Genomic DNA, 22,621 nt, shown 5'->3' on the forward strand with positions numbered 1-22,621 from the left:
AGTTTTCCCCGAGAGGGCCGCGATGGGAAGACCTGGCCAACAGGCCATGTCCGCGAGGCCGCGAGGCCGCGAGCCACGCGCACCCGGCGGGCGCCTCAGCGCCAGGCGTGGCGGATCGTCAGCCGCCCGTATCCCAGGGCCACCGAGAAGCGGACGCGCGGGCCGCCACCTCCGGGAATCCCGTTCGACAGGTCGGCCTCCCGTCCGGCAAAGTCCCTGCATGAGCCACCGTTACTGGCCCCTCCGCGGGCTCCGGATCCGTACGCCCCGCCTCGAACTGCGGCTGCCCGACGAGGCGCTCCTCGACCAGCTGGCCACGGTCGCCACGGGCGGGGTGCACGCCGCGGACCGGATGCCGTTCCTCGTACCGTGGACCGACGGCACGCCCGACGAGGTCGGCCGGGCCACCTACCAGCACGTGCTGGGCACCATCGCCGGGTGGACGCCCGAGGAGTGGCACCTTTCTCTGGTGGTCCTCCACGACGGCCAGGTCGTGGGCCGACAGGACGTGATGGGCAAGGAGTTCGGCGTACGGCGTGAGGTGGTGACCGGGTCGTGGCTCGGCCTCCCGCACCAGCGGCAGGGCATCGGCACGGAGATGCGGGCCGCCGCTCTCCACCTGGCCTTCGCGGGGCTCGGCGCCCGGTACGCCGCCTCGGAGGCCTGGACGGACAATGCGGGCTCGCTCGGTGTCTCGCGCAAGCTCGGGTACGAGCCCGACGGCCTCCAGATCCAGGTGATCCGCGGCGAGGCCGCTCCCTTGCAGCGGCTGCGGCTGGACCGGGCCGGGTGGGAGAAGCACCGGAGCGTCGACGTCACCGTGGAGGGGCTGGACGCCTGCCGGGCCGACTTCGGGGTGTAGGGCCGCAGGACGGCGACTTCGGGGCGCGGGGCCGCCGGAGGGCGGAGGGTTCGCCGGAGGGTGGAGGGTTCGCCGGTTCTCCGGCGGGTGGGGGCGGAGCTGTCGGAGTCGGATCGGAACGGGGTCGGGGCGGGCGGTCGTTTCGGGCCGGCCCGCCTGCGGCACGGCCCCACGACACCGTGACCACCTGGCAAGGTTAGGCTAACCTTCCTCCGGACTGCCCTCGCCGGAGCCGGGCCCGTCCGCCCGTCGCTCCTGCCCGTTCCGGAGGAGCCCTCGTTGACGACGACCGCCGCCGTGCCCCGTGTCGCCCCGTTCCGCTTCTTCGACCTGACCGTCCTGCGGGTCAGGCGGCTCGGCCCCTCCATGCTCCGGATCACGCTGGGCGGACCCGGGGCCGAGGGATTCCGGGCCGGCGGGCGCGACCAGAGCCTCTCCCTCTTCCTGCCGCACCCGGGGCAGGGCGAGGCCGTGGTGCCGGAGGGTGAGGACGGGGCCTGGTACCCGAAGTGGCGGGCGCTGCCCGAGGACGTACGGGCGGTGATGCGGTCGTACACCGTGCGGGCCCAGCGCGTGAAGGCCGACGGCTCCACCGAGGTGGACATCGACTTCGCGCTCCACGGTGACGGCGGTCCGGCGTCCCGCTGGGCACTCATGGCCGCGTCGGGCGACCGGCTCAAGGTGCTGGGGCCGGCGGTCGCGGACAACACCTCTGTCCGCTTCCGGCCGCCGGAGGACACCGACTGGGTGCTCATCTGGGCCGACGAGACGGCCCTGCCCGCCGCCTCCGCGGCACTGGAGTGGCTGCCCGCCGGAATGCCCACGCGGGCCTGGCTGGAGGTGCCGAAGACCGAGGACCGGCAGGCCCTCAACACCGCCGCCAAGGCCCGGATCAGCTGGCTCGTCCGGAGTGAGGGCTCGCCGCCCGCCGTGGAGGCCGTGCGCGCCGCCGAGCTACCGGAGGGCACCCCGTACGTCTGGATCGCGGGCGAGTCGTCCGAGGTGCGCGCGCTCCGCCGCCACCTCGTCCAGGAGCGCGGCTTCGACCGCAGGCGGGTCACCTTCGTCGGGTACTGGCGGCGCGGCCTGAGCGAGGAGCAGCTGCGGGCGGAGACGATCGCCCGCGCCGCAGCGGTGGAGTAGCCGAACCGGAACCAAAGCGGACAACCTCCGCACCCGATGGGGCCGGGAACAACCCGTGATCGAGTTAGGTTAGGCTTACCTCACTTCGACATCGCGTCCCTCGTCCCCCCTTTTCTCTCTCCTGCCCGGAGGGCCGCGATGAAGTTCCCCTCACCCGGGAGGACCCCTTCATGCGTTCGCACCTGCTCAACGACACGACTGCGGAGCACTACCGGCGCACCGTCACCGCAGGAGTGGAACGGGTCGCGGCCAAACTCGCCGCCACCGAGCGCCCCTTCAGCGGGGTCGGTGTCGACGAGCTCTCCCCCGTCGTCGACGCGATCGACCTCGACCGGCCGCTGGGCGACGCCACCGCCGCCCTCGACGAGCTCGGCGAGGTCTACCTCCGCGACGCCGTCTACTTCCACCACCCCCGCTACCTCGGCCACCTCAACTGCCCGGTCGTCATCCCCGCCGTCCTCGGCGAGACCGTGCTCTCCGCCATCAACTCCTCCCTGGACACCTGGGACCAGAGCGCGGGCGGCACGCTCATCGAGCGCCGGCTGATCGACTGGACCACCGAGCGCATCGGCCTCGGACCGGCCGCCGACGGCATCTTCACCAGCGGCGGTACGCAGTCCAACCTCCAGGCCCTGCTGCTGGCCCGCGAGGAGGCGAAGGTCCGGCCGGAGCACTACACCCGGCTGCGGATCTTCACCTCCGAGTGCAGCCACTTCAGCGTGCAGAAGTCCGCCAAACTGCTCGGCCTCGGCCCGGACGCGGTGGTCTGCATCCCGGTCGACAGCAACAAGCGCATGCAGGCCGTGGCCCTGGCCCACGCCCTGGAGCAGTGCGTGGCCGAAGGTGCCGTGCCGATGGCCGTCGTCGCGACCGCCGGCACCACGGACTTCGGCTCCATCGACCCGCTGCCCGAGATCGCCGCGCTCTGCGAGCAGTTCGCGACCTGGATGCACGTGGACGCCGCGTACGGCTGCGGTCTGCTGGCCTCCCGCGAGCGGCGCGGCCTCCTCGAAGGCATCGCGCACGCCGACTCGGTGACCGTGGACTACCACAAGTCCTTCTTCCAGCCGGTGAGTTCGTCGGCGATCCTGGTCCGCGACCGGGCGACCCTGCGCCACGCCACGTACCACGCGGAGTACCTGAACCCGCGCCGGATGGCCGAGGAGCGGATACCCAACCAGGTCGACAAGTCCCTCCAGACGACCCGCCGGTTCGACGCGCTCAAGCTGTGGATGACGCTGCGCGTCATGGGCGCCGACGGCATCGGAGAACTCTTCGACGAGGTCTGCGACCTGGCCGCCGAAGGCTGGAAGCTGCTCGCCGCCGACCCGCGCTTCGACGTGGTGGTGCAGCCGCAGCTCTCCACGCTCGTCTTCCGCTACATCCCGTCCGGTGTCACCTCGCCGGACGAGATCGACCGCGCCAACCTCCACGCCCGCAAGGCGCTGTTCGCCTCCGGCGAGGCGATCGTCGCGGGCACCAAGGTCGGCGCCCGCCAGTACCTGAAGTTCACCCTCCTCAACCCCGAAACGACCGTGGCCGACATGGCCACGGTCCTCGACCTGATCTCCGGCCACGCCGAGCAGTACCTGGGAGACTCCCTTGACCGCGCTTCCTGACCCCCACGACTTCATCGGGATCGGGCTCGGCCCGTTCAATCTCGGTCTTGCCTGCCTGACCGAGCCGATCGACGAACTCAACGGTGTCTTCCTGGAGTCCAAGCCGGACTTCGAGTGGCACTCCGGGATGTTCCTCGAAGGGGCCCATCTCCAGACGCCGTTCATGTCGGACCTGGTCACCATGGCCGACCCGACCTCGCCGTACTCCTTCCTCAACTACCTCAAGGAGCGCGGCAGGCTCTACTCGTTCTACATCCGGGAGAACTTCTACCCGCTGCGGACCGAGTACAACGACTACTGCCGCTGGGCCGCCGCCAAACTGAGCAGCATCCGGTTCGACGAGACCGTGGAGGCGGTGACGTACGACGAGGGCACCGAGCTCTACACCGTGCGCACCGCGTCCGGCGAGGAGTTCCGCTCCCGCCACCTCGTCCTCGGCACCGGGACGCCGCCGTACATCCCCGAGGCCTGTCACGGTCTCGGCGGCGACTTCCTGCACAACTCCCGCTATCTGGAGGGGAAAGCCGAGCTCCAGAAGAAGAAGTCGATCACTCTGGTCGGCAGCGGGCAGAGTGCGGCGGAGATCTACTACGACCTGCTGTCCGAGATCGACACCTACGGTTACCGCCTCAACTGGGTGACGCGCTCCCCGCGGTTCTTCCCGCTGGAGTACACCAAGCTCACGCTGGAGATGACCTCCCCGGAGTACATCGACTACTTCCACGCGCTGCCCGAGGAGACCCGCTACCGGCTGGAGACCGGCCAGAAGGGGCTGTTCAAGGGCATCGACGGGGAGCTGATCGACGCGATCTTCGACCTGCTCTACCAGAAGAACCTGCCCGGCCCGGTCCCGACCCGGCTGCTCACCAACTCGGCTCTGCTCAGTGCGCGTTACGACGAGGAGGGCGGCGCGTACAGCCTGGGGCTGCGGCAGGAGGAGCAGGGCAAGGAGTACGGGCTCACCACCGAGGGCCTGATCCTCGCCACCGGCTACCGCTACGAGGCGCCCGCCTTCCTGGCGCCGGTCACCGGCCGGCTGCGCCACGACAGCCGGGGCCGCTTCGACGTGGCCCGCAACTACAGCATCGACACCACCGGGCGCGGGATCTTCCTGCAGAACGCCGGGGTGCACACCCACTCGATCACCTCGCCCGACCTGGGCATGGGTGCCTACCGCAACGCGTACATCATCGGCGAACTGCTCGGCCGTGAGTACTACCCGGTCGAGAAGTCCATCGCCTTCCAGGAGTTCGCGATATGAACCACCCCCGCAGCGACGAAACCCCCGGAAAACTCGGCGACTTCACCGTCCGCCCGCTCGATCCCGCCGGTGACGCCGAGCTGGTGCACGGCTGGGTGACCCACCCCAAAGCCGCGTTCTGGCTGATGGGCGGGGCCGGACTGGAGGAGGTGGAGCGGGAGTACATGGCGATCGCCGCCCATCCGCACCACGAGGCGTTCATCGGTCTGCACGACGGCGCGCCGGCGTTCCTGATCGAGCGGTACGACCCCACCGAGGTCGAGCTGAAAGGGCTGTACGAGGCGGAGCCCGGCGATGTCGGGATGCACTTCCTGGTCGCGCCGACCGACACCCCGGTGCACGGCTTCACCCGGGCCGTGATCACCGCCGTGATGGAGTTCCTCTTCGCCGATCCGTCGGTGCGCCGGGTCGTCGTCGAGCCCGATGTGACCAACAGCGCCGTCCAGGCCCTCAACAAGGCCGTCGGCTTCGAGGTCCTGCGGGAGATCGCCAAACCGGAGAAGGACGCGCTGCTCAGCGCCTGCACCCGCGAGCAGTTCGAAGCAGCAACCGGAGGAACCGACCGATGACGACCGCCCTCACCGACAGCGTCGCCCACCTCTCGCCGGACCGCTGGGCCACCGCAAACCGACTGCTGGTCCGCAAAGCGCTGGCGGAATTCAGCCATGAACGGCTGCTGACGCCCGCTCCCCTCGGCGAGGACCGCTACACCCTCCGTAGTGACGACGCGGGTACGGAGTATCGTTTCACCGCGCGCGTCTTCGCGCTGGACCACTGGCAGGTCGAGGCCGACTCGATCACGCGCCACCGGCACGGGGCCGAAGTACCGCTCGACGCGCTGGAGTTCTTCATCGAGCTGCGGGTGGCGCTCGGGCTCTCCGAGGAGATCCTGCCGGTCTACCTGGAGGAGGTCTCCTCCACCCTGGCCGGAACCGCCTACAAGCTCACCAAGGAACCGGCCACCTCCGGCCAGCTCGTCGCCGCCGGTTTTCAGGCCATCGAGACCGGGATGACCGAGGGCCACCCGTGCTTCGTGGCCAACAACGGCCGGCTCGGCTTCGGGGTCGACGAGTACCGCGCGTACGCCCCGGAGGCCGCCTCGCCGATCCGGCTGGTCTGGCTGGCCGCCCGCCGCGACCGGGCCACCTTCACGTCGGGCGCCGGTCTGGACTACGACACGCTGGTCGAGGGCGAGCTGAGCGAGGCCGCCCGGGAGCGGTTCGCCGCCACGCTGCGCTCGCTCGGCCTGGACCCGGAGGCGTACTTCCTGCTGCCCGTCCACCCCTGGCAGTGGTGGAACAAGCTCGCCGTGACCTTCGCCGGTGAGCTGGCCGAACGCCACTTGGTGGTGCTCGGCGAGGGCGAGGACGCCTACCTGGCCCAGCAGTCGATCCGTACGTTCTTCAACACCGACCACCCGGAGAAGCACTACGTCAAGACGGCGCTCTCCGTCCTGAACATGGGCTTCATGCGCGGCCTCTCCGCCGCCTACATGGAGGCCACCCCGGCCATCAACGACTGGCTGGCCGGGCTCATCGAGCGTGACAGCCTGCTGACCGCCGCCCGGTTCTCGATCATCCGGGAGCGGGCCGCGATCGGCTACCACCACCGAAGCTACGAGGCGGCCACCGCCAAGGGCTCGCCGTATCTGAAGATGCTGGCCGCGCTCTGGCGCGAGAGCCCGGTAGCCGGTCTGGAGCCGGGCGAGCGGGTCGCCACCATGGCCTCGCTGCTCCACACCGACCACGAGGGCCGCTCGGTGGCCGCGGCGCTCATCGCGGAGTCCGGACTGGACGCGCAGGTGTGGCTGCGGCACTACCTGGACGCCTATCTGGTGCCGGTGCTGCACAGCTTCTACGCCTACGACCTGGTCTACATGCCGCACGGCGAGAACGTGATCCTGGTCGTCGAGGACGGGGTCGTCACCCGCACGGTCTTCAAGGACATCGCCGAGGAGATCGCGGTCATGGACCCGGACGCGGTGCTGCCGCCGAAGGTCGACCGGATCCGCGCCGAGGTGCCGGAGGACATGAAGCTGCTGTCGGTCTTCACCGACGTCTTCGACTGCTTCTTCCGCTTCCTCGGCGCGGGCCTGGCCACCGAAGGGGTCCTGGACGAGGACACCTTCTGGCGGACGGTCGCCGAGTGCGTACGCGGCTACCAGGAGTCGGTGCCGTACCTCGCGGAGAAGTTCGCGCAGTACGACCTGTTCGAGCCGGAGTTCGCGCTCTCCTGCCTCAACCGCCTCCAGCTGCGCAACAACCAGCAGATGGTCGACCTCAACGACCCCGCGGGCGCGCTCCAGTTGGTCGGCCGCCTGAAGAACCCGATCGCCAAGTTCTGAGCGGTCCGCATGAGCCGGTGAGCGCCCGGGGACGGTCCCCCGGGCGCTCACCTCCGTCCTCACCGGTCCCAGTCCACCTGCGGCGAGCGGTGGAAGCCGATACCGAGCGCGGTCAGCCGCGGCCCCTGAGCGGCGAGGCGCACCCGGTACGTGTCCCAGTCGCGGGCCGCGGCCGGCGACCAGCCGATCTCGGCGGCGCCCAGCAGCCGCGGGAAGGCCATCGCCTCGATCTCCGCGCTGTCCGTCAGCGTCTCGGTCCACAGCGGCGCCTCGATCCCGAGGACGGCCTCCTGCGGGGCGCCTTCCAGGTAGGTCGCCGGGTCCCAGTCGTAGGATCGCCGCACCTCGACCGGTCCGGCCCAACTCAGGCCGAGCGGTGTGTCCTTGGTGTACTTCATGTCCAGGTACACCCGGTCGGCCGGTGAGAGCACCAGCCTGGTGCCGCTCCTCGCCGCGTCGGCCACCCGCTTGCGCTCGGCGGCGCCCGTCCGGTCGTGGCCCCAGTACTGCGCCACCGCGCCCTTCACCGGCACCGCGCCGGTCAGCTGGTGCCAGCCCATCACCGTCTTGCCGTACTTCCCGACGACCGCCTGCGCCCTCGCCATGAAGGTGGCGTAGTCCTCCTGGCTGGTGGCGTGTGCCTCGTCGCCTCCGATGTGGAGGTACGGACCCGGAGTGAGGGCGGCGAGTTCACGCAGGACGTCGTCCACGAAGTCGTACGTCACCGGCTTGGAGACGCAGAGCGAGCTGAAGCCGACCGTGGTCCCGGTGTAGAGCAGCGGGGCGACGCCGTCGCAGTTCAGCTCGGCGTAGGAGGCGAGGGCGGCGCTGGTGTGGCCGGGCAGGTCGATCTCCGGGACGACCTCCAGATGGCGGGAGGCGGCGTACCGGACGATCTCGCGGTACTGCGCCTTCGTGTAGTACCCGCCGGGCCCGCCGCCGACCTCGGTGGAGCCGCCGTACGGGGCGAGCCGGGGCCAGGAGTCGATGGCGATCCGCCAGCCCTGGTCGTCGGAGAGGTGGAGGTGCAGCTTGTTGACCTTGTAGAAGGCCAGCTGGTCGATGTAGCGCTTCACCTCGGCGACGGAGAAGAAGTGGCGCGAGACGTCGAGCATGGCACCCCGGTAGCCGTAGCGCGGCGCGTCCGTGATGGTGCCGCCCGCGACCTTCCACGGCCCCTTCTGCCGGCTGTCGGCCTCCACCCGGTCCGGGAGGAGCTGGCGCAGCGTCTGGACGCCGTGGAAGAGCCCGGCCGGGGCGCGGGCGGTGATGGTGAGCGCGGCGGGTGTGGAGCGCAGCCGGTACCCCTCCTCGCCGAGGCCACGCTCCCGCGAGCCCAGCTCCAGCCGGATGCCACCGGGGCCCGGCCGGTCGGTGACGGGCAGCGCGTAGCCGGTGGCCGGGCGCAGCAGCTCCGCCAGGTAGGTGCCGATCCGCCGGACCTCGCCGGAGTGGCCGGAGACCCTGATCGGGGTCGTGGCGGTGATGGCGTACGGGGAGCCGCCCGGCACCACCGTCGCGGGGACCGGCACGAGCTGCCCGAGCGGGCGGGGTGCGGAGGCGGCCACGGCCGAGGAGGTCGCGGCGGTGGCGGAGAAGGCGGCCGCCACGACGAGCAGGAGGGTGGAGAGGAGCCTGGGGAGGGTTCCGGGCCGGGCCTTCGGGGTCGTACGCCGGGCTTTCCCGATCGGACGTCGCTGTCGCACAAGCCTGTCCCTTCGACGGGTGCTACCTGTGGATCTCCGGGTAGCCGAACGCGCCGGCCATGCGTATCGCGGAGCGGTGGAGGGGTCAAGGACCGGGCCCGCTCCCGTACGCCCGGCTGGCAGAATCGCGGGTATGGCAGAAATCATCCAGCGCGACGGAACGTGGACGTTCGACGGGGAGACGGTACGCATCGTGCCGGGCGGCAAGGCGCATCCGGTCCGGCTGGCTCTGGGTGAACTGGCCGTTCCCGTACAGGCCTTGGCGGGTGTCTCGTTCGAGCCGGACCGCAAGGGCGGCCGGCTGCGGCTCCGGCTGCGCGGCGGCGCGTGCCCGGTGCTGCGGGCCGCCGACGGCCGCCTCAAGGACGGCGCCGACCCGTACGTCCTGGCCGTGGAGAAGGACCGCACGGGCGTGGCGGAGTACTTCGTCGACGAGGTCCGCAACGCGCTGCTGATCGAGCAGGTGCCCGAGGGCCCGGTGGACCGCTTCCTGCTGCCGGGGCCCTCGCTGCCGGTCTCCGGCGGAGGCGGTGACGGCACGGCGTCCTTCGACGGCGAGACCGTGCGGCTCACCTGGAACTGGAAGGCCGAGGAGTCCAAGACCGCGAGCGGCCCGGCGACCTTCCCGCTGGCGCGGATCGCGGGCGTGCGCTGGCTGCCGTCGATCGGCCTGGAGAACGGCTATCTGCGGTTCGAGCCGCTGGACGGGCCGGTCTCGGCCCCGCCGAAGTACGACCCGTACTCCCTGGAGCTGTGGGGGCTGTCCAAGAAGGAGTACACGGCGGTCGTGGTCGCGGCGGCGGTCCTGGCCCGGCTGCCCCAGGCCCGTACGGCACTGGACGCGCCCGTGGAGGCCCCGGCCCTCACCAAGGCGCCCGAGCCCGCGCCCGCCGCCGTACCGGCCGCCGACGATCACGACGTGCTGCTGCGGCGGCTGCGGGAGCTGGGCGAGCTGCACCGGGCCGGGGTCCTCACGGATGAGGAGTTCAGTACGGCGAAGCAGGCGATCCTGAGCCGGATGTGACCGTTTCGAGCACCTTCCCCGGGGCGCTCTGCCCGATATCGGGCAGATTTCTTGCGTAGGAGCGGTTCGGCAAGCAATATCGACGGGTGCTTGAACGCCGCTCGTCGCACGACGACCTCATCGACCACCTCGTCCGCTCCACCGCGCTCCAGCGCGGCGAAGCGGCCCGGGTGATCCTCGACGTGCTGGCGTACTTCGACGAGAGCACCGACGACTTCGTCCGGCGCCGCCACCGCGAACTGCAGTCCGGCGGCCTGGTCAACACGGAGATCTTCGAGCGGATCGCGGCCGAGCTGCCGCACCGCGCCGTGGCGCCGCCGGAGCTCTCGCTCCGCCAGCTGCGTCGCATCGTCTACGGCTGAGCGAGCCGGACGCCCGTGCGAGGGCGCGGCACGCAGGCAGACACAGACAAGTACGTGTACGTCGATGGAGGGGCAGAAAATCCATGTGCGGGATCGTCGGATACATCGGGAAGCGTGATGTGGCACCGCTGCTGCTGGAAGGCCTGCAGCGGCTGGAGTACCGGGGTTACGACTCCGCGGGCATCGTCATCACCGGCAAGGCGGCGGCGGGCAAGCCGGGCGCGCTGAAGATGGTCAAGGCCAAGGGCCGGGTCCGCGAGCTGGAGGCCAAGGTACCCAAGCGGTTCGCCGGCACCACCGGCATCGCGCACACCCGCTGGGCCACCCACGGCGCCCCGAGCGACGAGAACGCGCACCCGCACATGGACGCGGACAACAAGGTCGCCGTCGTCCACAACGGGATCATCGACAACGCCTCGGAGCTGCGCGCCAAGCTCACCGCCGACGGCATCGTCTTCCTCTCCGAGACCGACACCGAGGTGCTGGTCCACCTGATCGCCCGCGCGCAGGCGGACACGCTGGAGGAGAAGGTCCGCGAGGCGCTGCGCCACGTCGAGGGCACGTACGGCATCGCCGTCCTGCACGCCGACTTCAACGACCGCATCGTGGTCGCCCGCAACGGCTCGCCGGTCGTCCTCGGCATCGGCGAGAAGGAGATGTTCGTCGCCTCGGACGTCGCCGCGCTGGTCGCCCACACCCGCCAGGTCGTCACGCTGGACGACGGCGAGATGGCCACCCTGAAGGCCGACGACTTCCGTACGTACACGACGGAGGGCTCGACCACGACGGCGACGCCGACCACCGTGGAGTGGGAGGCCGAGTCGTACGACATGGGCGGCCACGACACGTACATGCACAAGGAGATCTCCGAGCAGGCCGACGCGGTGGACCGCGTGCTGCGCGGCCGGATCGACGACCGGTTCTCCACCGTGCACCTGGGCGGGCTCAACCTGGACGCGCGTGAGGCGCGCGGGGTGCGCCGGATCAAGATCCTCGGCTGCGGTACCTCGTACCACGCGGGCCAGATCGGCGCGCAGCTCATCGAGGAGCTGGCGCGGATCCCCGCCGACGCCGAACCGGCCTCCGAGTTCCGCTACCGCAACCCGGTCGTCGACCCCGACACCCTGTACGTGGCGGTCTCCCAGTCGGGCGAGACGTACGACGTGCTCGCCGCCGTCCAGGAGCTGAAGCGCAAGGGCGCGCGGGTCCTCGGCGTGGTGAACGTGGTCGGCTCCGCGATCGCGCGGGAGGCCGACGGCGGTACGTACGTCCACGCGGGCCCGGAGGTCTGCGTGGTCTCCACCAAGTGCTTCACCAACACGGTGGTCGCCTTCGCGCTGCTCGCGCTGCACCTGGGCCGCATCCGTGACCTCTCGGTCGCCGACGGCAAGCGGATCATCGACGGGCTGCGGAAGCTCCCGGAGCAGATCAGCGAGATCCTGGCGGGCGAGGACGAGATCAAGCGGCTGGCGGCGGAGTACGCGGACGCCAAGTCGATGATGTTCATCGGCCGGGTGCGCGGCTATCCGGTGGCCCGTGAGGCCTCGCTGAAGCTGAAGGAGGTCTCGTACATCCACGCCGAGGCCTACCCGGCCTCCGAGCTGAAGCACGGCCCGCTCGCGCTGATCGAGCCCGCGATGCCGACCGTGGCGATCGTGCCGGACGACGACCTGCTGGAGAAGAACCGGGCCGCGATGGAGGAGATCAAGGCGCGCAGCGGCCGGATCCTCGCCGTGGCGCACCAGGTCCAGGAGAAGGCCGACCACACCATCGTCGTACCGAAGAACGAGAACGAGCTGGACCCGATCCTCATGGGCATCCCGCTCCAGCTCTTCGCGTACCACACGGCCCTCGCGATGGGCCGGGACATCGACAAGCCGCGGAACCTGGCGAAGTCGGTGACGGTCGAGTAGTCGGCCGCACGACGAGTTGGGCCCCGCACCGTCGTGATGACGGTGCGGGGCCCAACTCGTTGCAGGACGAGGGCTCCTGTACGCGCTCAGGGGATGACGACGACCGGGCGCTGGGCGCGGCGGGCGAGGCGGCCCGCCACCGAGCCGAAGATCCGGCCGACGAGGCCGTGCGTGGAGCCGACGACGATGGCGTCGGCGGAATACTCGCGTCCGACCTCCTCCAGCTCGTGGCAGATGTCGCCGCCGCGCTCCACCAGCACCCACGGGATCTCGGAGAGGTAGTCCGCGCAGGCCAGCTCCAGGCCGAGGACCTCGGTGCGGTGGTCGGGGACGTCGACGAAGACGGGCGGCTCGCAGCCGGCCCAGACCGTGTTCGGGAGCCGGTTGGCCACGTGGACGATGATCAGGCCCGAGCCCGATCTGCCGGCCATGCCGATCGCGTAGGCGAGAGCCCGCTCGCTGGAGGTGGAGCCGTCGAAACCGACCACCACTCCGTGGCGGAAGGCGGGATCGCACGCGGGGCGCGCTTCTTCGACCGTCCGCGGCTCCGACCTGGGGTCGGCTACCTGCTTGCGGTCTTTGGGTTCAGGGATTTCGTGACCGGCCATCGGTGTCTCGGCGAAGAGAGTCCTCGTGAGGAGGGAGCGGTTTCGAGAGGTGCTCAGCTGAAGGTGCGGCTCTGTCCGGGAATCATCTTCCCAACCCCATACCCCCAAGGGTACGGCGCCACTCCTCCTCTGCCCAGACCCCCGCAAAAGCACGCGTGACGTTGGAGGGAGCATGCCCGAGGCGGTCCGGTATGGCAATGCCAGTTGTGTCGTACACGGGCCTCGGCGGGGCGGGAGGAGGGTGGACGCCCTGTTTTCCGGGGCGCCGGGCGGCGGTACGGGACATGAGGGCGTGGCCGCGGCGGACGGCGTGGGCCGGCGGACCGCACCGCCGATTCCGATCGCCCGCGACCCATCGGTCGGTAATCCGACTGCCATCGCCCCAGGAGCCCCTCCAGCCCTGTCAGACCGTCATGTTCCGCACCGGTGGCCCGAACCCGCCGTGTCTCACCGGACCGAGGGAGCGCACCGGGGCGGCTGCCAGGCGGAAGTTGTGCGCCCGGCGTGACTGGAACCCGTGCACACAACCGTTCATTTTCAGCCAACTTCACATCCTGGCCGAACCCTTCGCGGAGTGGCCGGAGAACCCACCGCCCACCAGGCAGGAATAGACCGCGCGGTACGCTTTCACCCGACGCGGACGGGCCACCTTCGCGAAGGGCACTTCCCTGTGCGCTTCACGGGTGAAACGCTTCGTGATCGAACGCTTCACGCCACGTTTCCTTATCGACTTAACGCCGGTGGGGCAAGGTGTCACGGCGGGGCCACGCGACGAAGTAGATTCGATCTTGAAAATCGGGGGGCTGGGGAACCGTGCGAAACCAAGGGGAAACGTGCAGGAGCGGCAGGCCCGTAAGGACCAGGGAGACGCGAACACCGAGGGGGGCTTAGCGTCATGAGCCAGGACTCCGCCACCGCGACGGAGGCCGCACGCAAGCTGACCGGGCGGCGACGCCGGGAAGTCGTTGCCGTGCTGCTCTTCAGCGGCGGCCCTATCTTCGAGAGCTCCATCCCGCTCTCCGTTTTCGGAATCGACCGGCAGGACGCGGGAGTTCCCCGCTACCGCCTGCTGGTCTGCGGCGGCGAGGACGGACCGCTGCGCACGACGGGTGGACTCGAACTGACCACGCCGTACGGCCTGGAGGCGATCAGCAGGGCAGGCACCGTGGTGGTGCCCGCCTGGCGGTCGATCACCTCACCACCGCCCGCCGAGGCCCTGGACGCGCTGCGGCGCGCCCATGAGGAGGGCGCCCGCATCGTCGGCCTGTGCACGGGAGCCTTCGTGCTCGCGGCGGCCGGCCTGCTGGACGGCCGGCCGGCCACCACGCACTGGATGTACGCGCCGACGCTGGCCAAGCGCTATCCGTCGGTGCACGTCGATCCGCGCGAACTCTTCGTGGACGACGGCGATGTGCTGACCTCCGCCGGTACGGCGGCGGGTATCGACCTCTGCCTCCACATAGTCCGCACCGACCACGGCACAGAGGCGGCGGGCGCACTGGCCCGCAGGCTCGTCGTACCGCCGCGGCGCAGTGGCGGACAGGAGCGCTACCTGGACAGGTCGCTGCCCGAGGAGATCGGCTCCGACCCGCTCGCCGAGGTCGTGGCCTGGGCGCTGGAGCATCTGCACGAGCAGTTCGACGTGGAGACGCTCGCGGCGCGCGCCTACATGAGCAGGCGGACCTTCGACCGCAGGTTCCGCTCGCTCACGGGGAGCGCACCGCTCCAGTGGCTGATCACCCAGCGGGTGCTTCAGGCACAGCGGCTGCTGGAGACCTCCGACTACTCGGTCGACGAGGTCGCCGGACGCTGCGGCTTCCGCTCACCGGTCGCGCTGCGCGGGCACTTCCGCCGCCAGCTCGGCTCCTCCCCCGCCGCGTACCGGGCCGCCTACCGGGCCCGTCGTCCGCAGGGGGTGGCGGAGAGCTCCGCGACGGTGCTGGAGACGGTCGTGCCCAGCCAGGCATCGCCGTCCGGCCGCAGGAGCGCCCCGATGGGCTCCTCGGCTCCGGTTTCCGTGTCGGCCTCTGCGGGCTCCTCGGAGCACTCGCTGCCGGTCCCCGACGCGTACGCTCCCGGGCGCCCGGCCCTGCCGGGACAGCGGAGCGCCCCGTAGGGTGGGGCGCATGAACGACCGCATGGTGTGGATCGACTGCGAGATGACCGGGCTCTCGTTGACGGACGACGCACTGATCGAGGTGGCCGCGCTGGTCACCGACTCGGAGTTGAACGTGCTCGGCGACGGGGTGGACATCGTGATCCGCCCGCCGGACGCGGCCCTGGAGACGATGCCCGAGGTGGTGCGGCAGATGCACACCGCCTCGGGCCTCCTCGACGAGCTGGCCGGGGGCACCACCCTGGCCGACGCCGAGGAGCGGGTCCTGGCGTACGTCCGCGAGCATGTGAAGGAGCCGGGCAAGGCCCCGCTCTGCGGAAACTCGGTCGGTACCGACCGCGGCTTCCTGGCGCGGGACATGCGGGAGCTGGAGGGCTACCTCCACTACCGGATCGTGGACGTGTCCTCGGTCAAGGAGCTGGCCCGCCGCTGGTACCCGCGGGCGTACTTCAACAGCCCGGAGAAGAACGGCAACCACCGGGCGCTGGCGGACATCCGCGACTCCATCGCGGAGCTCCGCTACTACCGGGAGGCCGTCTTCGTGCCGCAGCCCGGCCCGGACTCGGAGCGCGCCAAGGAGATCGCGGCGCGTCACGTGATCCGCGCCGCACCGTAGCGAACCGCCCGCCGCACCGTGGCGAACCGTCCGCTCCACTGGAGCGAGCCGGCCGCGTCACACCGGATGAAACCGCTGGTCAGGGACGTGCGAGCGGCCGCCGACCGGCCCCGGGAAACGGGGGCGCGAGCACCCTCCCGGACCCTGTACACTTTTTCTCGGCCGGTCGGAAACGACCGGGCGACATGGTGGGTATAGCTCAGCTGGCAGAGCACCTGGTTGTGGTCCAGGATGTCGCGGGTTCAAGTCCCGTTACTCACCCTGACAGAAGGGCCCCGGTCTTCGGACCGGGGCCCTTCTTCGTGTGCGGGGCCCGGCGGGGCGTGGGCGGCCGGATCGCGGACTCCCTGATGGCTTCCGCAGGGCGGGATGGGAGCATGGCGGGATGTCATGGAGATCGCAGGCGCACGTCCGAGTGCGCGAGGAGGGCGGCACCTTCGTCGTCGAGGCCTTCGGAGAGCTGGACATCGACGAGCGGGACCTGTTCGCGGCGGCCTGGGACGAGGTGGACGAGCGGTGCCTGCCGGCCACGGTCGTGGACCTCGCGGGCGTCACCTTCGCGGACAGTTCCTTCCTGGACTCACTGCTGCGGGGCCGGGCGCGGCACCTGGCCGCGGGACGGGGGTTCGTCCTGGCGGGTCCGCTGCATCCCACCGTGCGGCTCCTGTTCGACGTGACCGGGGTCTCCCCGCATCTACCCATGGCCGATTCCCTGGCGGAGGCACTGCTCAGGGCTGCCGACGGTGCCGGAGGGACGAGAGGCTGAGACGTCGCCGGTTGTCTTCGGCGGCGACATCAGGGATCGTTGCTCGAAGGCAACTGTCCTCCGAGTCGAAGAGGTGAGGGATTCGCGCAGCGGGTCCTAGGTTTTTGGTTTCCACTCCTGTACGTCATGCCGGGTCCACGGATCGCGGCCTCCTCTGGGGCCCCGCTCCCTACCCCGTGCTGGTCGTCGACCCCCACGGCAGCATCACGCGGCGCAACGAAGCGGCCGCGTCCCTCCTGCCCGAGGCCGAACCCGGCGCGGCCCTGGCGGAGACCGCCCCCCAGTGGCTCGCGACGGCGCACCGGGCGCTGCTCTTCCCCGCCCCGGGCATCGTGCCGGGGGCGGGCGAACCGTTCGGCGGCGCCGTCGGGGACCACTACGTCGAGGCCCATCCGATGATCCGCGAGGAGGGGTCGGTCGCCTGGTGGCTGATCGACGACACCGACCACCGCGTGGCCCGGGAGGCTCTGCGCCTGGAAAGGGAGCGGACCGCCTTCCTCACGGAGGCCTCCAACACCCTGCTCTCCTCCCTCAACCTGGCGCGGTGCATGGACGTGACCGCGCAGCTGGCGGCCGACAGCCTCGCCGACGCGGCGCTGGCCATCGCTCCGACCCGCGGACGCCATCTGCCCGTGGTGACGTGTGTGCGCGGCGGCGCCCCGGTCCTCTCGCAGGTGCGGGCGGACCCCGACGAGGTGCCCGGACTCGGCGAGGCGCTGCGCGGCTTCCCGCCGGTGCCCTCCCGCTGGATCGACCCGACGTCCGCGCCCGAGTGGATCGTTCCGGAGGGTTTCGGGCCGGTCGGTTCGATCGTGATCACCCCGCTCCCCGGACACGGCGTCCCGGCCGGGGCCCTGATCCTGCTGCGGCGGGACGGCGGCGCCCCCTTCGACGAGGGGGAGGAGGTCTTCGCCCGGCTGTTCGCCGCGCGTGCCGGGGCGGCGATGTCGGCAGCGCGCCTCTACGCGGAGCAGACCGCGATCTCCGAGACCCTGATGCGCGAGCTCCTTCCCCCGGCCCTGCACCAGGTGGACGGCGTGGACTTCGCCGGCGGCTACCGGGCCTCCGCCGACCACCAGCGCATCGGCGGTGACTTCTACGACGTACATCCCGCGTCGGTGGCGGGAGAGGCATCCCTGGTGACCTTGGGGGATGTGTGCGGCAAGGGCCTGGACGCCGCCGTGCTCGCGGGCAAGATCCGCAACACCCTGCACGCCCTGCTGCCGCTGGCCGACGACCACCAGCGCATGCTCGGCCTCCTGAACACGGCGCTCCTCAACTCGCACCACACGCGGTTCGCGACCCTCGTCCTGGCCTCCGCCGAACGCCGGGCCAACGAGGTGCACCTGAGGCTGACCAGTGCCGGGCATCCGCCCCCGCTCATCATCCGCGCGGACGGCACGGTCGAGGAGGCCGACACCAGCGGCACCTTGGTGGGGGCCCTGCCGGAGATCCAGTCCCGCAGCGTCGCCGTCACCCTCACCGCCGGTGAGTCCTGCGTCCTGTACACGGACGGCATCACCGAGGCGAAGGGCGGGCCGATGGGCGACGTCCAGTTCGGTCAGGAGCGCCTGCGCCGCGCGCTCTCCGCGTGCGCCGGGATGCTCGCCGAGGGCATCGTGGAGCATGTGCAGATGCTCGCCACGCAGTGGCTCGGGACCCGGCGCCACGACGACATGGCCGTCGTCGTGATCTCCGCACCCCGGACGCACCACCTGACGGCGGTGGACGGGCACACCCGAGGCCGGTTCACCGGATGAGCGGCGCTCCGGAGACCGGCGCCCGCGCCGAGGACGAGCACGTCACCCTGGAGAGGCTGGCGCAGGACCTGTGGAAGGCCGTCTCCGTGGCGGACGAGCGCGCCGCCACCGACGTGGTGCTGGACGCCGTCGAGGGCGGCGCGGACCCGGAGAGCGTGCTGCTCGACGTGATCGCGCCGGTTCAGGGCCGGGTCGGCGCGGAGTGGGCCGCCAACCGGCTCACCGTGGCCGAGGAGCACGCCGCGACGGCGATCAACGAACGCGCGATCACGGCGATCAGCCTGCATCCCATCGCCCGCACCCGGGTCAGCCGCGGCAGGGTCACGGTGGCCTGTGTGGACGGCGAGTGGCATGCCCTGCCGGCCCGGCTGCTGGCCGAGGTGCTCAAGCTGCGCGGCTGGCAGGTGGACTACCTGGGGGCCCAGGTCCCCGCCCCGCATCTCATCGCGCACCTGCACAGCACCCACGCCGAGGCGGTCGCCCTCTCCAGCTCCATCGCCACCAGGCTGCCCACCGCGCACGCGGCGATCACGGCCTGTCAGGCCATCGGCGTCCCCGTGATCGTCGGCGGAGCCGCCTTCGGGCCCGGCGGCGTCTACGCCGGGCTGCTCGGTGCGGACGCCTGGGCTCCGGACGCCCGCGCCGCGGCCGGCCTGCTCGGGGCGGGGCCACTGCCCCGCCCGCGGCTGGACCATCAGCAGATGGACGACCTGCCGCATCTGGTGGACCAGGAGTACACCCTGGTCACCCGGAGCAGCGGATCCGTGGTGCGGAACGTGTTCACGGCGCTGGAGAGCGCCTACCCCGCCATGCGGCGCTACGACGAGGCCCAGCGGGAGCGGACGGCGGAGGACATCGCCCACATCGTGGAGTTCCTCGCCACCTCGCTGTACCTCGGGGACGAGGAGCTCTTCGCGTGGTTCATCGGCTGGACCGCGCAGATCCTCGAATCCCGTGGCGTACCCGCCCGGAGCCTGCCTCCGACCCTCGCCCTGCTGGAGCGGGAACTGAAGGACTTCCCCCGGGCCATCCGTACGCTTCGGCGCGGAGCCCACACCCTCACCGCCGGGAACACCGTATGACCACGACACCGCACCCCGATCCCTCGGCCGGGACCACGGCCGTCGGCGAGAGCCGACTGCACATAGCGCTGCACGGCGACCTCGACCACGAGAACGCCGACGCCCTCGTACGTGAGGTGGCGGCCCGGCTCTCCGCCCGGCCCGGAGCGACCGATCTCCGGCTGAGCTGTGCCGGGCTCGGCCACATCGACTCCATGGGCCTGTCGGCGCTGCTGATGATCCGCCGCCATGCCCGAACCGCCCGCGTACGGCTCCACCTGGACGAACGGCCCGCCCACCTGGAACGGCTGCTCCGTCTCACCGGCACTCTGGACCATCTGACCGGGCCGGACGGTGCGGAGCGGGGTGCGGGGTCGCCGTCGGCACCGACCGACGGTCCGTCATGACGGACCGCGAGGAGACCGAGGGCTGCCACCGTACGGCCGAGGCCGCGGGCGGCATCACCGAACTCCTCGACGTCCTGTGGGAGAGCGCCCGGAACAGCACCGCTCGGGTGGCCGCGCCGGGCTCCACCTCACAACTGCGCCTGATGTACCTGATGGACCGCGAAGGCGGCATCCGCATGCGTACGGTGTGCCACCTGCTGACCGCCTCCCCGCCGAGCGTCAGCCGCATGTGCGACCGGTTGCAGGCCATCGGATTCATCGAACGGATGCCCTGTCCGGACAGCGGCCGCGAGGTGGTGCTGCGGCTGACCGCGGAGGGGGAGCGGCATCTGCGCCGCATCCGCGAGCGGCGCGACGACGTGCTGCACGAGGCCATCGCCGGCATGCGCCCGACGGAACGGCGAGCCCTCGCCCGTGGCCTGGCGGGGCTGACCTCGCGACTCGCGGCGACGCAGGACCCGGGGGACGGCGCCCGCCCGGGGCGCTCCGCGGCCTGAGCCGGAGCGGTCCCGTCAGGAGGCCAGGGCGGATTCCAGGTCGGGAGCGGTGGTGAGCACCGCGTCCAGCCCGGTCACCTGGAGCGGTGTGAGTGCCGCGCCGTCGGGCAGGACGAAGACCAGCCGCCGCTCATGGTTCCTGTGGTGGTGGTACAGCCGGAGCAGGACGTTGAGGAAGTCGGAACTCATGAAGGTGGTCCGGCTCAGATCGACCACCGACAGGCGCTGATCGCCGCGGCAGAGACGGCTCGCCATCTCCTGGGCCGCTTCCCCGTCGTCCACGTCGACCTCACCGACGACCGTGAGCACGAGGGCCCCGTCGACGGGTTCTGTGAGCTGAAAAGATTCCTGTTCCCCGTGCATGCTCAGTTTCCTGCCCTGGAACGCGCTGTGCAGGCTTCCTGCCTGCCCCACGCAACCTTACGAGGTGTCCCGGACCTCCAGCTCCGTGGGCGGCACCACCGTCGGCCGCTCCTCCGGTCAGCCGGCCGGCTCCTCGCTCCGGGAGCGGCGGGCCGGGGCCTCCACCTGGGCGACGACCTGTGCGTGGAAGCGGTCCACGGCCTCGTCGACGCTGCGGATGAAGCCCGTCTCGGCGGCGCCCCGGCCATTGCCCATGCTTTTGAACAGGGAGAGCCGGAAGCCGGTGATCTGCGCCCCTCCCTTCGGGACGATGTCGGCGGGCTCCGGGCGCAGCCGCTCCAGCGTGCCGCGCGGGCCGGGCGACGGACCGTCGACGAGCGTCTCGATGTGCAGGTCGGCCGGTGCCTCGGCCAGCCGCCGGATCAGCCGCTTGACCCGGCTGAGGGGGTAGCCGGGCTCGGCGGACGGGACCTCGATCGACGTACGGAGCTTGCCGGTGCGCAGGTCGGCGAGGATGGCCAGGACGCCCGGCGTGCCCTCGATCCGGATCTCCGCGTTGAGCCGTCCCTGCTCGCAGAGGTGGTCGGCGAGCTCGGTGCGGCGGGTCCGCGGATCGGAGCCCCGCCGGGTGCGCTGGACCGGCAGGACCTTCTGTCCCAGCTCCCCGCCAAGGCGCAGGCAGACCTGGCGGACCAGGCGCTCCCAGTTCTCGATGACCTCCAAGGCCCGGGCGTCGCCCTGGCACAAGGTCTCGTCGTCGATGCCCCTGCGGACCGGGACCCAGGCGGCGCCCATGTTCTGGAAGCCGTGGCAGCCGGAGTTCTCGTGCTGGAGGTAGTGGAGCAGCTCCTGGAGCAGCCAGGCGTGGGCCGCGTTGCCGACGCCCTCGTGGCGGATCAGCATCTGCGCCTGGTGCACGACCTCGGCCCAGGACAAGTGCCAGAGGGCCACCTTGTGCTTGCGCCGGCCGTCGATCCGCACGTCGACGAGCGGGCTGCCTTCCAGCGCCACGTCGTTGGAGAGCGTGATCACCGCCTCGTACCCGCGCCGGGCGGCGATGTCCATGTAAGCCTGCACCTGGTCGGGCTTGAGCGCGTTCCCGTTGGTCTTGGTCTCGACGAGCGCCGTCCACAGCTTGCCCGCCCTCTCGACCCGGATCACCCCGTCCGGCCGCCGGGGCGACTCGCCGTGCGGCAGCGTCACCTCGGTGTACGTCTCCATCCGGCCGGCCGGCGCGCCGAACCCCGCGGTGAGGCGGCGGCCGAACTCCGGCACCTGCGCCATCACGGAGAGGACGACGGAGGTGGCCCGCGTCTCGCGCTCGCGGTCGCTCTTGAGCGCGGAGACCGGGAACAGCCGGGCGGAGCGCCAGGACTCGTTGTCGGCGAGGCTCTTCCTGACCGTACGAGGGAGGGTGACCTTCTTCTTGGCCGTACGAGGACGGCGTACGGGCTTGGGCGGGGTGACCGGGTCCGGGGAGGCGGGAGCCGCGTCGTCGGCGCGGGCGGCGGTGGCCTGGGCGGGGACCCGGACCTCCGGGGCGGCGGCCTGCGGCTCCGCTTCGGCGTGCTCCTGTTCCGGCTCCGGCCCCTCCGCCTCGTCGTCGTCGATGTCGACGCCGTAGTCGGTCGCCAGCCCGGCGAGCCCCGACGCGTACCCCTGGCCGACGGCCCGGAACTTCCACTCCCCCGAACGCCGGTACAGCTCGCCGAAGATCACCGCGCTGACCTCGTCGGCCTCCTCGACCGCGAACCGGACCAGGCCGTCGCCCGCGCCGTCCGCGAGGGTGAGACGGAGGTCGTCCAGCTCGCCGAAGCGGGATCCGCCGTAGCGGCTGGCGGCGACGACCACGGTGTCGATCTCCTGCGGCACGGCGTCCAGATCGAAGCTGATCCGGTCCTCGCTGCCGTCGGCCGTGGGCGTCTTGCCGAGCAGCTGCACGCTTCCGTTGCCGGCCACGGGGTTGTTGTAGAAGCAGAAGTCGTCGTCGCTGCGGACCTTGCCGTCGCCGTCGAGCAGGAGGACGGAGACGTCCGCGTCGCCCTCCCCCGTAGCGCTGCTCCAGCCCAGGCCCACCACCACCGAGCCGACGTTCTCGCTCAGCGCCGTGAGACCGACGTTGGCGCCCTTGACCATCTCGTGCACAAGGCCCCCCAGATGCACAGCCGCTGGAACGCACCCGGCAGCCCACTG

General features: G+C 71.2%; 21 protein-coding genes and 1 tRNA gene. 17 read left to right on the forward strand and 5 right to left on the reverse strand.

The window, feature by feature from the left end; all coding sequences use genetic code 11:
- Nucleotides 1–220 precede the first annotated feature (220 nt).
- The 6 genes from ACIRR8_RS02980 (at nucleotide 221) to ACIRR8_RS03005 (ending at nucleotide 7,229) form a co-directional block, all read left to right on the forward strand.
- Nucleotides 221–862 carry a GNAT family N-acetyltransferase gene (locus tag ACIRR8_RS02980; protein ID WP_404058239.1) on the forward strand — a complete coding sequence of 214 codons (642 nt, stop codon included), beginning with the start codon at nucleotides 221–223 and terminating at the stop codon, nucleotides 860–862.
- A gap of 279 nt (nucleotides 863–1,141) precedes the next feature.
- The gene (locus ACIRR8_RS02985) at nucleotides 1,142–2,005 is read left to right on the forward strand and encodes a siderophore-interacting protein (RefSeq protein ID WP_404058241.1); all 864 of its coding nucleotides are present in this window, start codon (nucleotides 1,142–1,144) and stop codon (nucleotides 2,003–2,005) included.
- Nucleotides 2,006–2,175: 170 nt separating this feature from the next.
- Nucleotides 2,176–3,624 (forward strand): pyridoxal phosphate-dependent decarboxylase family protein, encoded by a 1,449-nt coding sequence (locus ACIRR8_RS02990; RefSeq protein WP_404058243.1) that lies wholly within the window; start codon nucleotides 2,176–2,178, stop codon nucleotides 3,622–3,624.
- Nucleotides 3,608–4,885: a lysine N(6)-hydroxylase/L-ornithine N(5)-oxygenase family protein gene (locus tag ACIRR8_RS02995; RefSeq protein WP_404058245.1), complete on the forward strand. Its 1,278-nt coding sequence runs from the start codon at nucleotides 3,608–3,610 to the stop codon at nucleotides 4,883–4,885. The genes ACIRR8_RS02990 and ACIRR8_RS02995 overlap by 17 nt, the downstream gene beginning before the upstream one ends.
- Nucleotides 4,882–5,454: a GNAT family N-acetyltransferase gene (locus ACIRR8_RS03000; RefSeq protein WP_404058247.1), complete on the forward strand. Its 573-nt coding sequence runs from the start codon at nucleotides 4,882–4,884 to the stop codon at nucleotides 5,452–5,454. Before ACIRR8_RS02995 ends, ACIRR8_RS03000 begins: the two co-directional genes overlap by 4 nt.
- The gene (locus ACIRR8_RS03005) at nucleotides 5,451–7,229 is read left to right on the forward strand and encodes an IucA/IucC family protein (RefSeq protein ID WP_404058249.1); all 1,779 of its coding nucleotides are present in this window, start codon (nucleotides 5,451–5,453) and stop codon (nucleotides 7,227–7,229) included. The genes ACIRR8_RS03000 and ACIRR8_RS03005 overlap by 4 nt, the downstream gene beginning before the upstream one ends.
- A 59-nt stretch (nucleotides 7,230–7,288) precedes the next feature.
- Here ACIRR8_RS03005 and ACIRR8_RS03010 read toward each other — a convergent pair whose 3' ends face one another.
- Nucleotides 7,289–8,935: a beta-N-acetylhexosaminidase gene (locus tag ACIRR8_RS03010; RefSeq protein ID WP_404058251.1), complete on the reverse strand. Its 1,647-nt coding sequence runs from the start codon at nucleotides 8,933–8,935 to the stop codon at nucleotides 7,289–7,291.
- Between the two features lie 133 nt (nucleotides 8,936–9,068).
- On the opposite strand from ACIRR8_RS03010, the gene ACIRR8_RS03015 reads away from it, so the two are divergent.
- The 3 genes from ACIRR8_RS03015 to glmS all read left to right on the forward strand — a co-directional run bounded on the left by ACIRR8_RS03015 (nucleotide 9,069) and on the right by glmS (nucleotide 12,234).
- Nucleotides 9,069–9,959 (forward strand): DUF4429 domain-containing protein, encoded by an 891-nt coding sequence (locus tag ACIRR8_RS03015; protein ID WP_404058253.1) that lies wholly within the window; start codon nucleotides 9,069–9,071, stop codon nucleotides 9,957–9,959.
- A gap of 86 nt (nucleotides 9,960–10,045) precedes the next feature.
- Nucleotides 10,046–10,321 carry a hypothetical protein gene (locus tag ACIRR8_RS03020; protein ID WP_003968990.1) on the forward strand — a complete coding sequence of 92 codons (276 nt, stop codon included), beginning with the start codon at nucleotides 10,046–10,048 and terminating at the stop codon, nucleotides 10,319–10,321.
- 83 nt (nucleotides 10,322–10,404) lie between these two features.
- Entirely contained in the window at nucleotides 10,405–12,234 is a 1,830-nt protein-coding gene (gene glmS, locus ACIRR8_RS03025; protein ID WP_404058255.1) for a glutamine--fructose-6-phosphate transaminase (isomerizing), read from the forward strand.
- 86 nt (nucleotides 12,235–12,320) lie between these two features.
- Here glmS and ACIRR8_RS03030 read toward each other — a convergent pair whose 3' ends face one another.
- Nucleotides 12,321–12,842: a universal stress protein gene (locus ACIRR8_RS03030; RefSeq protein ID WP_404058257.1), complete on the reverse strand. Its 522-nt coding sequence runs from the start codon at nucleotides 12,840–12,842 to the stop codon at nucleotides 12,321–12,323.
- A gap of 547 nt (nucleotides 12,843–13,389) precedes the next feature.
- Nucleotides 13,390–13,554 (reverse strand): hypothetical protein, encoded by a 165-nt coding sequence (locus tag ACIRR8_RS03035; protein WP_404058259.1) that lies wholly within the window; start codon nucleotides 13,552–13,554, stop codon nucleotides 13,390–13,392.
- A 183-nt stretch (nucleotides 13,555–13,737) separates the two neighbouring features.
- On the opposite strand from ACIRR8_RS03035, the gene ACIRR8_RS03040 reads away from it, so the two are divergent.
- The 8 genes from ACIRR8_RS03040 (at nucleotide 13,738) to ACIRR8_RS03075 (ending at nucleotide 20,065) form a co-directional block, all read left to right on the forward strand.
- Nucleotides 13,738–14,958, forward strand: a complete 1,221-nt coding sequence (locus tag ACIRR8_RS03040) for a helix-turn-helix domain-containing protein (RefSeq protein ID WP_404058261.1) — start codon at nucleotides 13,738–13,740, stop codon at nucleotides 14,956–14,958.
- 10 nt (nucleotides 14,959–14,968) lie between these two features.
- Entirely contained in the window at nucleotides 14,969–15,574 is a 606-nt protein-coding gene (gene orn / locus ACIRR8_RS03045; protein WP_404058263.1) for an oligoribonuclease, read from the forward strand.
- 188 nt (nucleotides 15,575–15,762) lie between these two features.
- Nucleotides 15,763–15,835, forward strand: a tRNA-His gene (locus tag ACIRR8_RS03050).
- A gap of 124 nt (nucleotides 15,836–15,959) precedes the next feature.
- A complete protein-coding gene (locus ACIRR8_RS03055; protein ID WP_404058265.1) occupies nucleotides 15,960–16,340 on the forward strand; it encodes an STAS domain-containing protein in 381 nt (126 codons plus the stop codon).
- 176 nt (nucleotides 16,341–16,516) lie between these two features.
- Complete coding sequence (locus ACIRR8_RS03060; protein WP_404058267.1) at nucleotides 16,517–18,100, forward strand: PP2C family protein-serine/threonine phosphatase; 1,584 nt, start codon at nucleotides 16,517–16,519, stop codon at nucleotides 18,098–18,100.
- Nucleotides 18,097–19,182: a B12-binding domain-containing protein gene (locus ACIRR8_RS03065; RefSeq protein ID WP_404058269.1), complete on the forward strand. Its 1,086-nt coding sequence runs from the start codon at nucleotides 18,097–18,099 to the stop codon at nucleotides 19,180–19,182. The genes ACIRR8_RS03060 and ACIRR8_RS03065 overlap by 4 nt, the downstream gene beginning before the upstream one ends.
- Complete coding sequence (locus ACIRR8_RS03070) at nucleotides 19,179–19,568, forward strand: STAS domain-containing protein (protein WP_404058271.1); 390 nt, start codon at nucleotides 19,179–19,181, stop codon at nucleotides 19,566–19,568. Before ACIRR8_RS03065 ends, ACIRR8_RS03070 begins: the two co-directional genes overlap by 4 nt.
- A complete protein-coding gene (locus ACIRR8_RS03075) occupies nucleotides 19,565–20,065 on the forward strand; it encodes a MarR family winged helix-turn-helix transcriptional regulator (RefSeq protein WP_404058273.1) in 501 nt (166 codons plus the stop codon). Before ACIRR8_RS03070 ends, ACIRR8_RS03075 begins: the two co-directional genes overlap by 4 nt.
- Before the next feature lie 15 nt (nucleotides 20,066–20,080).
- Here ACIRR8_RS03075 and ACIRR8_RS03080 read toward each other — a convergent pair whose 3' ends face one another.
- Both ACIRR8_RS03080 and ACIRR8_RS03085 read right to left on the reverse strand, forming a co-directional pair.
- A complete protein-coding gene (locus ACIRR8_RS03080) occupies nucleotides 20,081–20,428 on the reverse strand; it encodes an STAS domain-containing protein (RefSeq protein ID WP_404058275.1) in 348 nt (115 codons plus the stop codon).
- 117 nt (nucleotides 20,429–20,545) lie between these two features.
- Nucleotides 20,546–22,564: a TerD family protein gene (locus ACIRR8_RS03085; RefSeq protein ID WP_404058717.1), complete on the reverse strand. Its 2,019-nt coding sequence runs from the start codon at nucleotides 22,562–22,564 to the stop codon at nucleotides 20,546–20,548.
- Nucleotides 22,565–22,621 lie beyond the last annotated feature (57 nt).

This window comes from Streptomyces sp. NPDC101178 (assembly GCF_044767965.1).
In the GTDB taxonomy this organism is placed as follows: domain Bacteria; phylum Actinomycetota; class Actinomycetes; order Streptomycetales; family Streptomycetaceae; genus Streptomyces.

Bases quoted from the DNA above. Each gene is read 5' to 3' on its own strand.
- ACIRR8_RS02980 (WP_404058239.1), top strand. From the start codon at position 221: ATGAGCCACCGTTACTGGCCCCTCCGCGGGCTCCGGATCCGTACGCCC.
- ACIRR8_RS02990 (WP_404058243.1), top strand. From the start codon at position 2,176: ATGCGTTCGCACCTGCTCAACGACACGACTGCGGAGCACTACCGGCGC.
- ACIRR8_RS03000 (WP_404058247.1), top strand. From the start codon at position 4,882: ATGAACCACCCCCGCAGCGACGAAACCCCCGGAAAACTCGGCGACTTC.
- ACIRR8_RS03005 (WP_404058249.1), top strand. From the start codon at position 5,451: ATGACGACCGCCCTCACCGACAGCGTCGCCCACCTCTCGCCGGACCGC.
- ACIRR8_RS03015 (WP_404058253.1), top strand. From the start codon at position 9,069: ATGGCAGAAATCATCCAGCGCGACGGAACGTGGACGTTCGACGGGGAG.
- glmS (WP_404058255.1), top strand. From the start codon at position 10,405: ATGTGCGGGATCGTCGGATACATCGGGAAGCGTGATGTGGCACCGCTG.
- ACIRR8_RS03030 (WP_404058257.1), bottom strand. From the start codon at position 12,842: ATGGCCGGTCACGAAATCCCTGAACCCAAAGACCGCAAGCAGGTAGCC.
- ACIRR8_RS03040 (WP_404058261.1), top strand. From the start codon at position 13,738: ATGAGCCAGGACTCCGCCACCGCGACGGAGGCCGCACGCAAGCTGACC.
- orn (WP_404058263.1), top strand. From the start codon at position 14,969: ATGAACGACCGCATGGTGTGGATCGACTGCGAGATGACCGGGCTCTCG.
- ACIRR8_RS03055 (WP_404058265.1), top strand. From the start codon at position 15,960: ATGTCATGGAGATCGCAGGCGCACGTCCGAGTGCGCGAGGAGGGCGGC.
- ACIRR8_RS03065 (WP_404058269.1), top strand. From the start codon at position 18,097: ATGAGCGGCGCTCCGGAGACCGGCGCCCGCGCCGAGGACGAGCACGTC.
- ACIRR8_RS03070 (WP_404058271.1), top strand. From the start codon at position 19,179: ATGACCACGACACCGCACCCCGATCCCTCGGCCGGGACCACGGCCGTC.
- ACIRR8_RS03075 (WP_404058273.1), top strand. From the start codon at position 19,565: ATGACGGACCGCGAGGAGACCGAGGGCTGCCACCGTACGGCCGAGGCC.
- ACIRR8_RS03080 (WP_404058275.1), bottom strand. From the start codon at position 20,428: ATGCACGGGGAACAGGAATCTTTTCAGCTCACAGAACCCGTCGACGGG.
- ACIRR8_RS03085 (WP_404058717.1), bottom strand. From the start codon at position 22,564: ATGGTCAAGGGCGCCAACGTCGGTCTCACGGCGCTGAGCGAGAACGTC.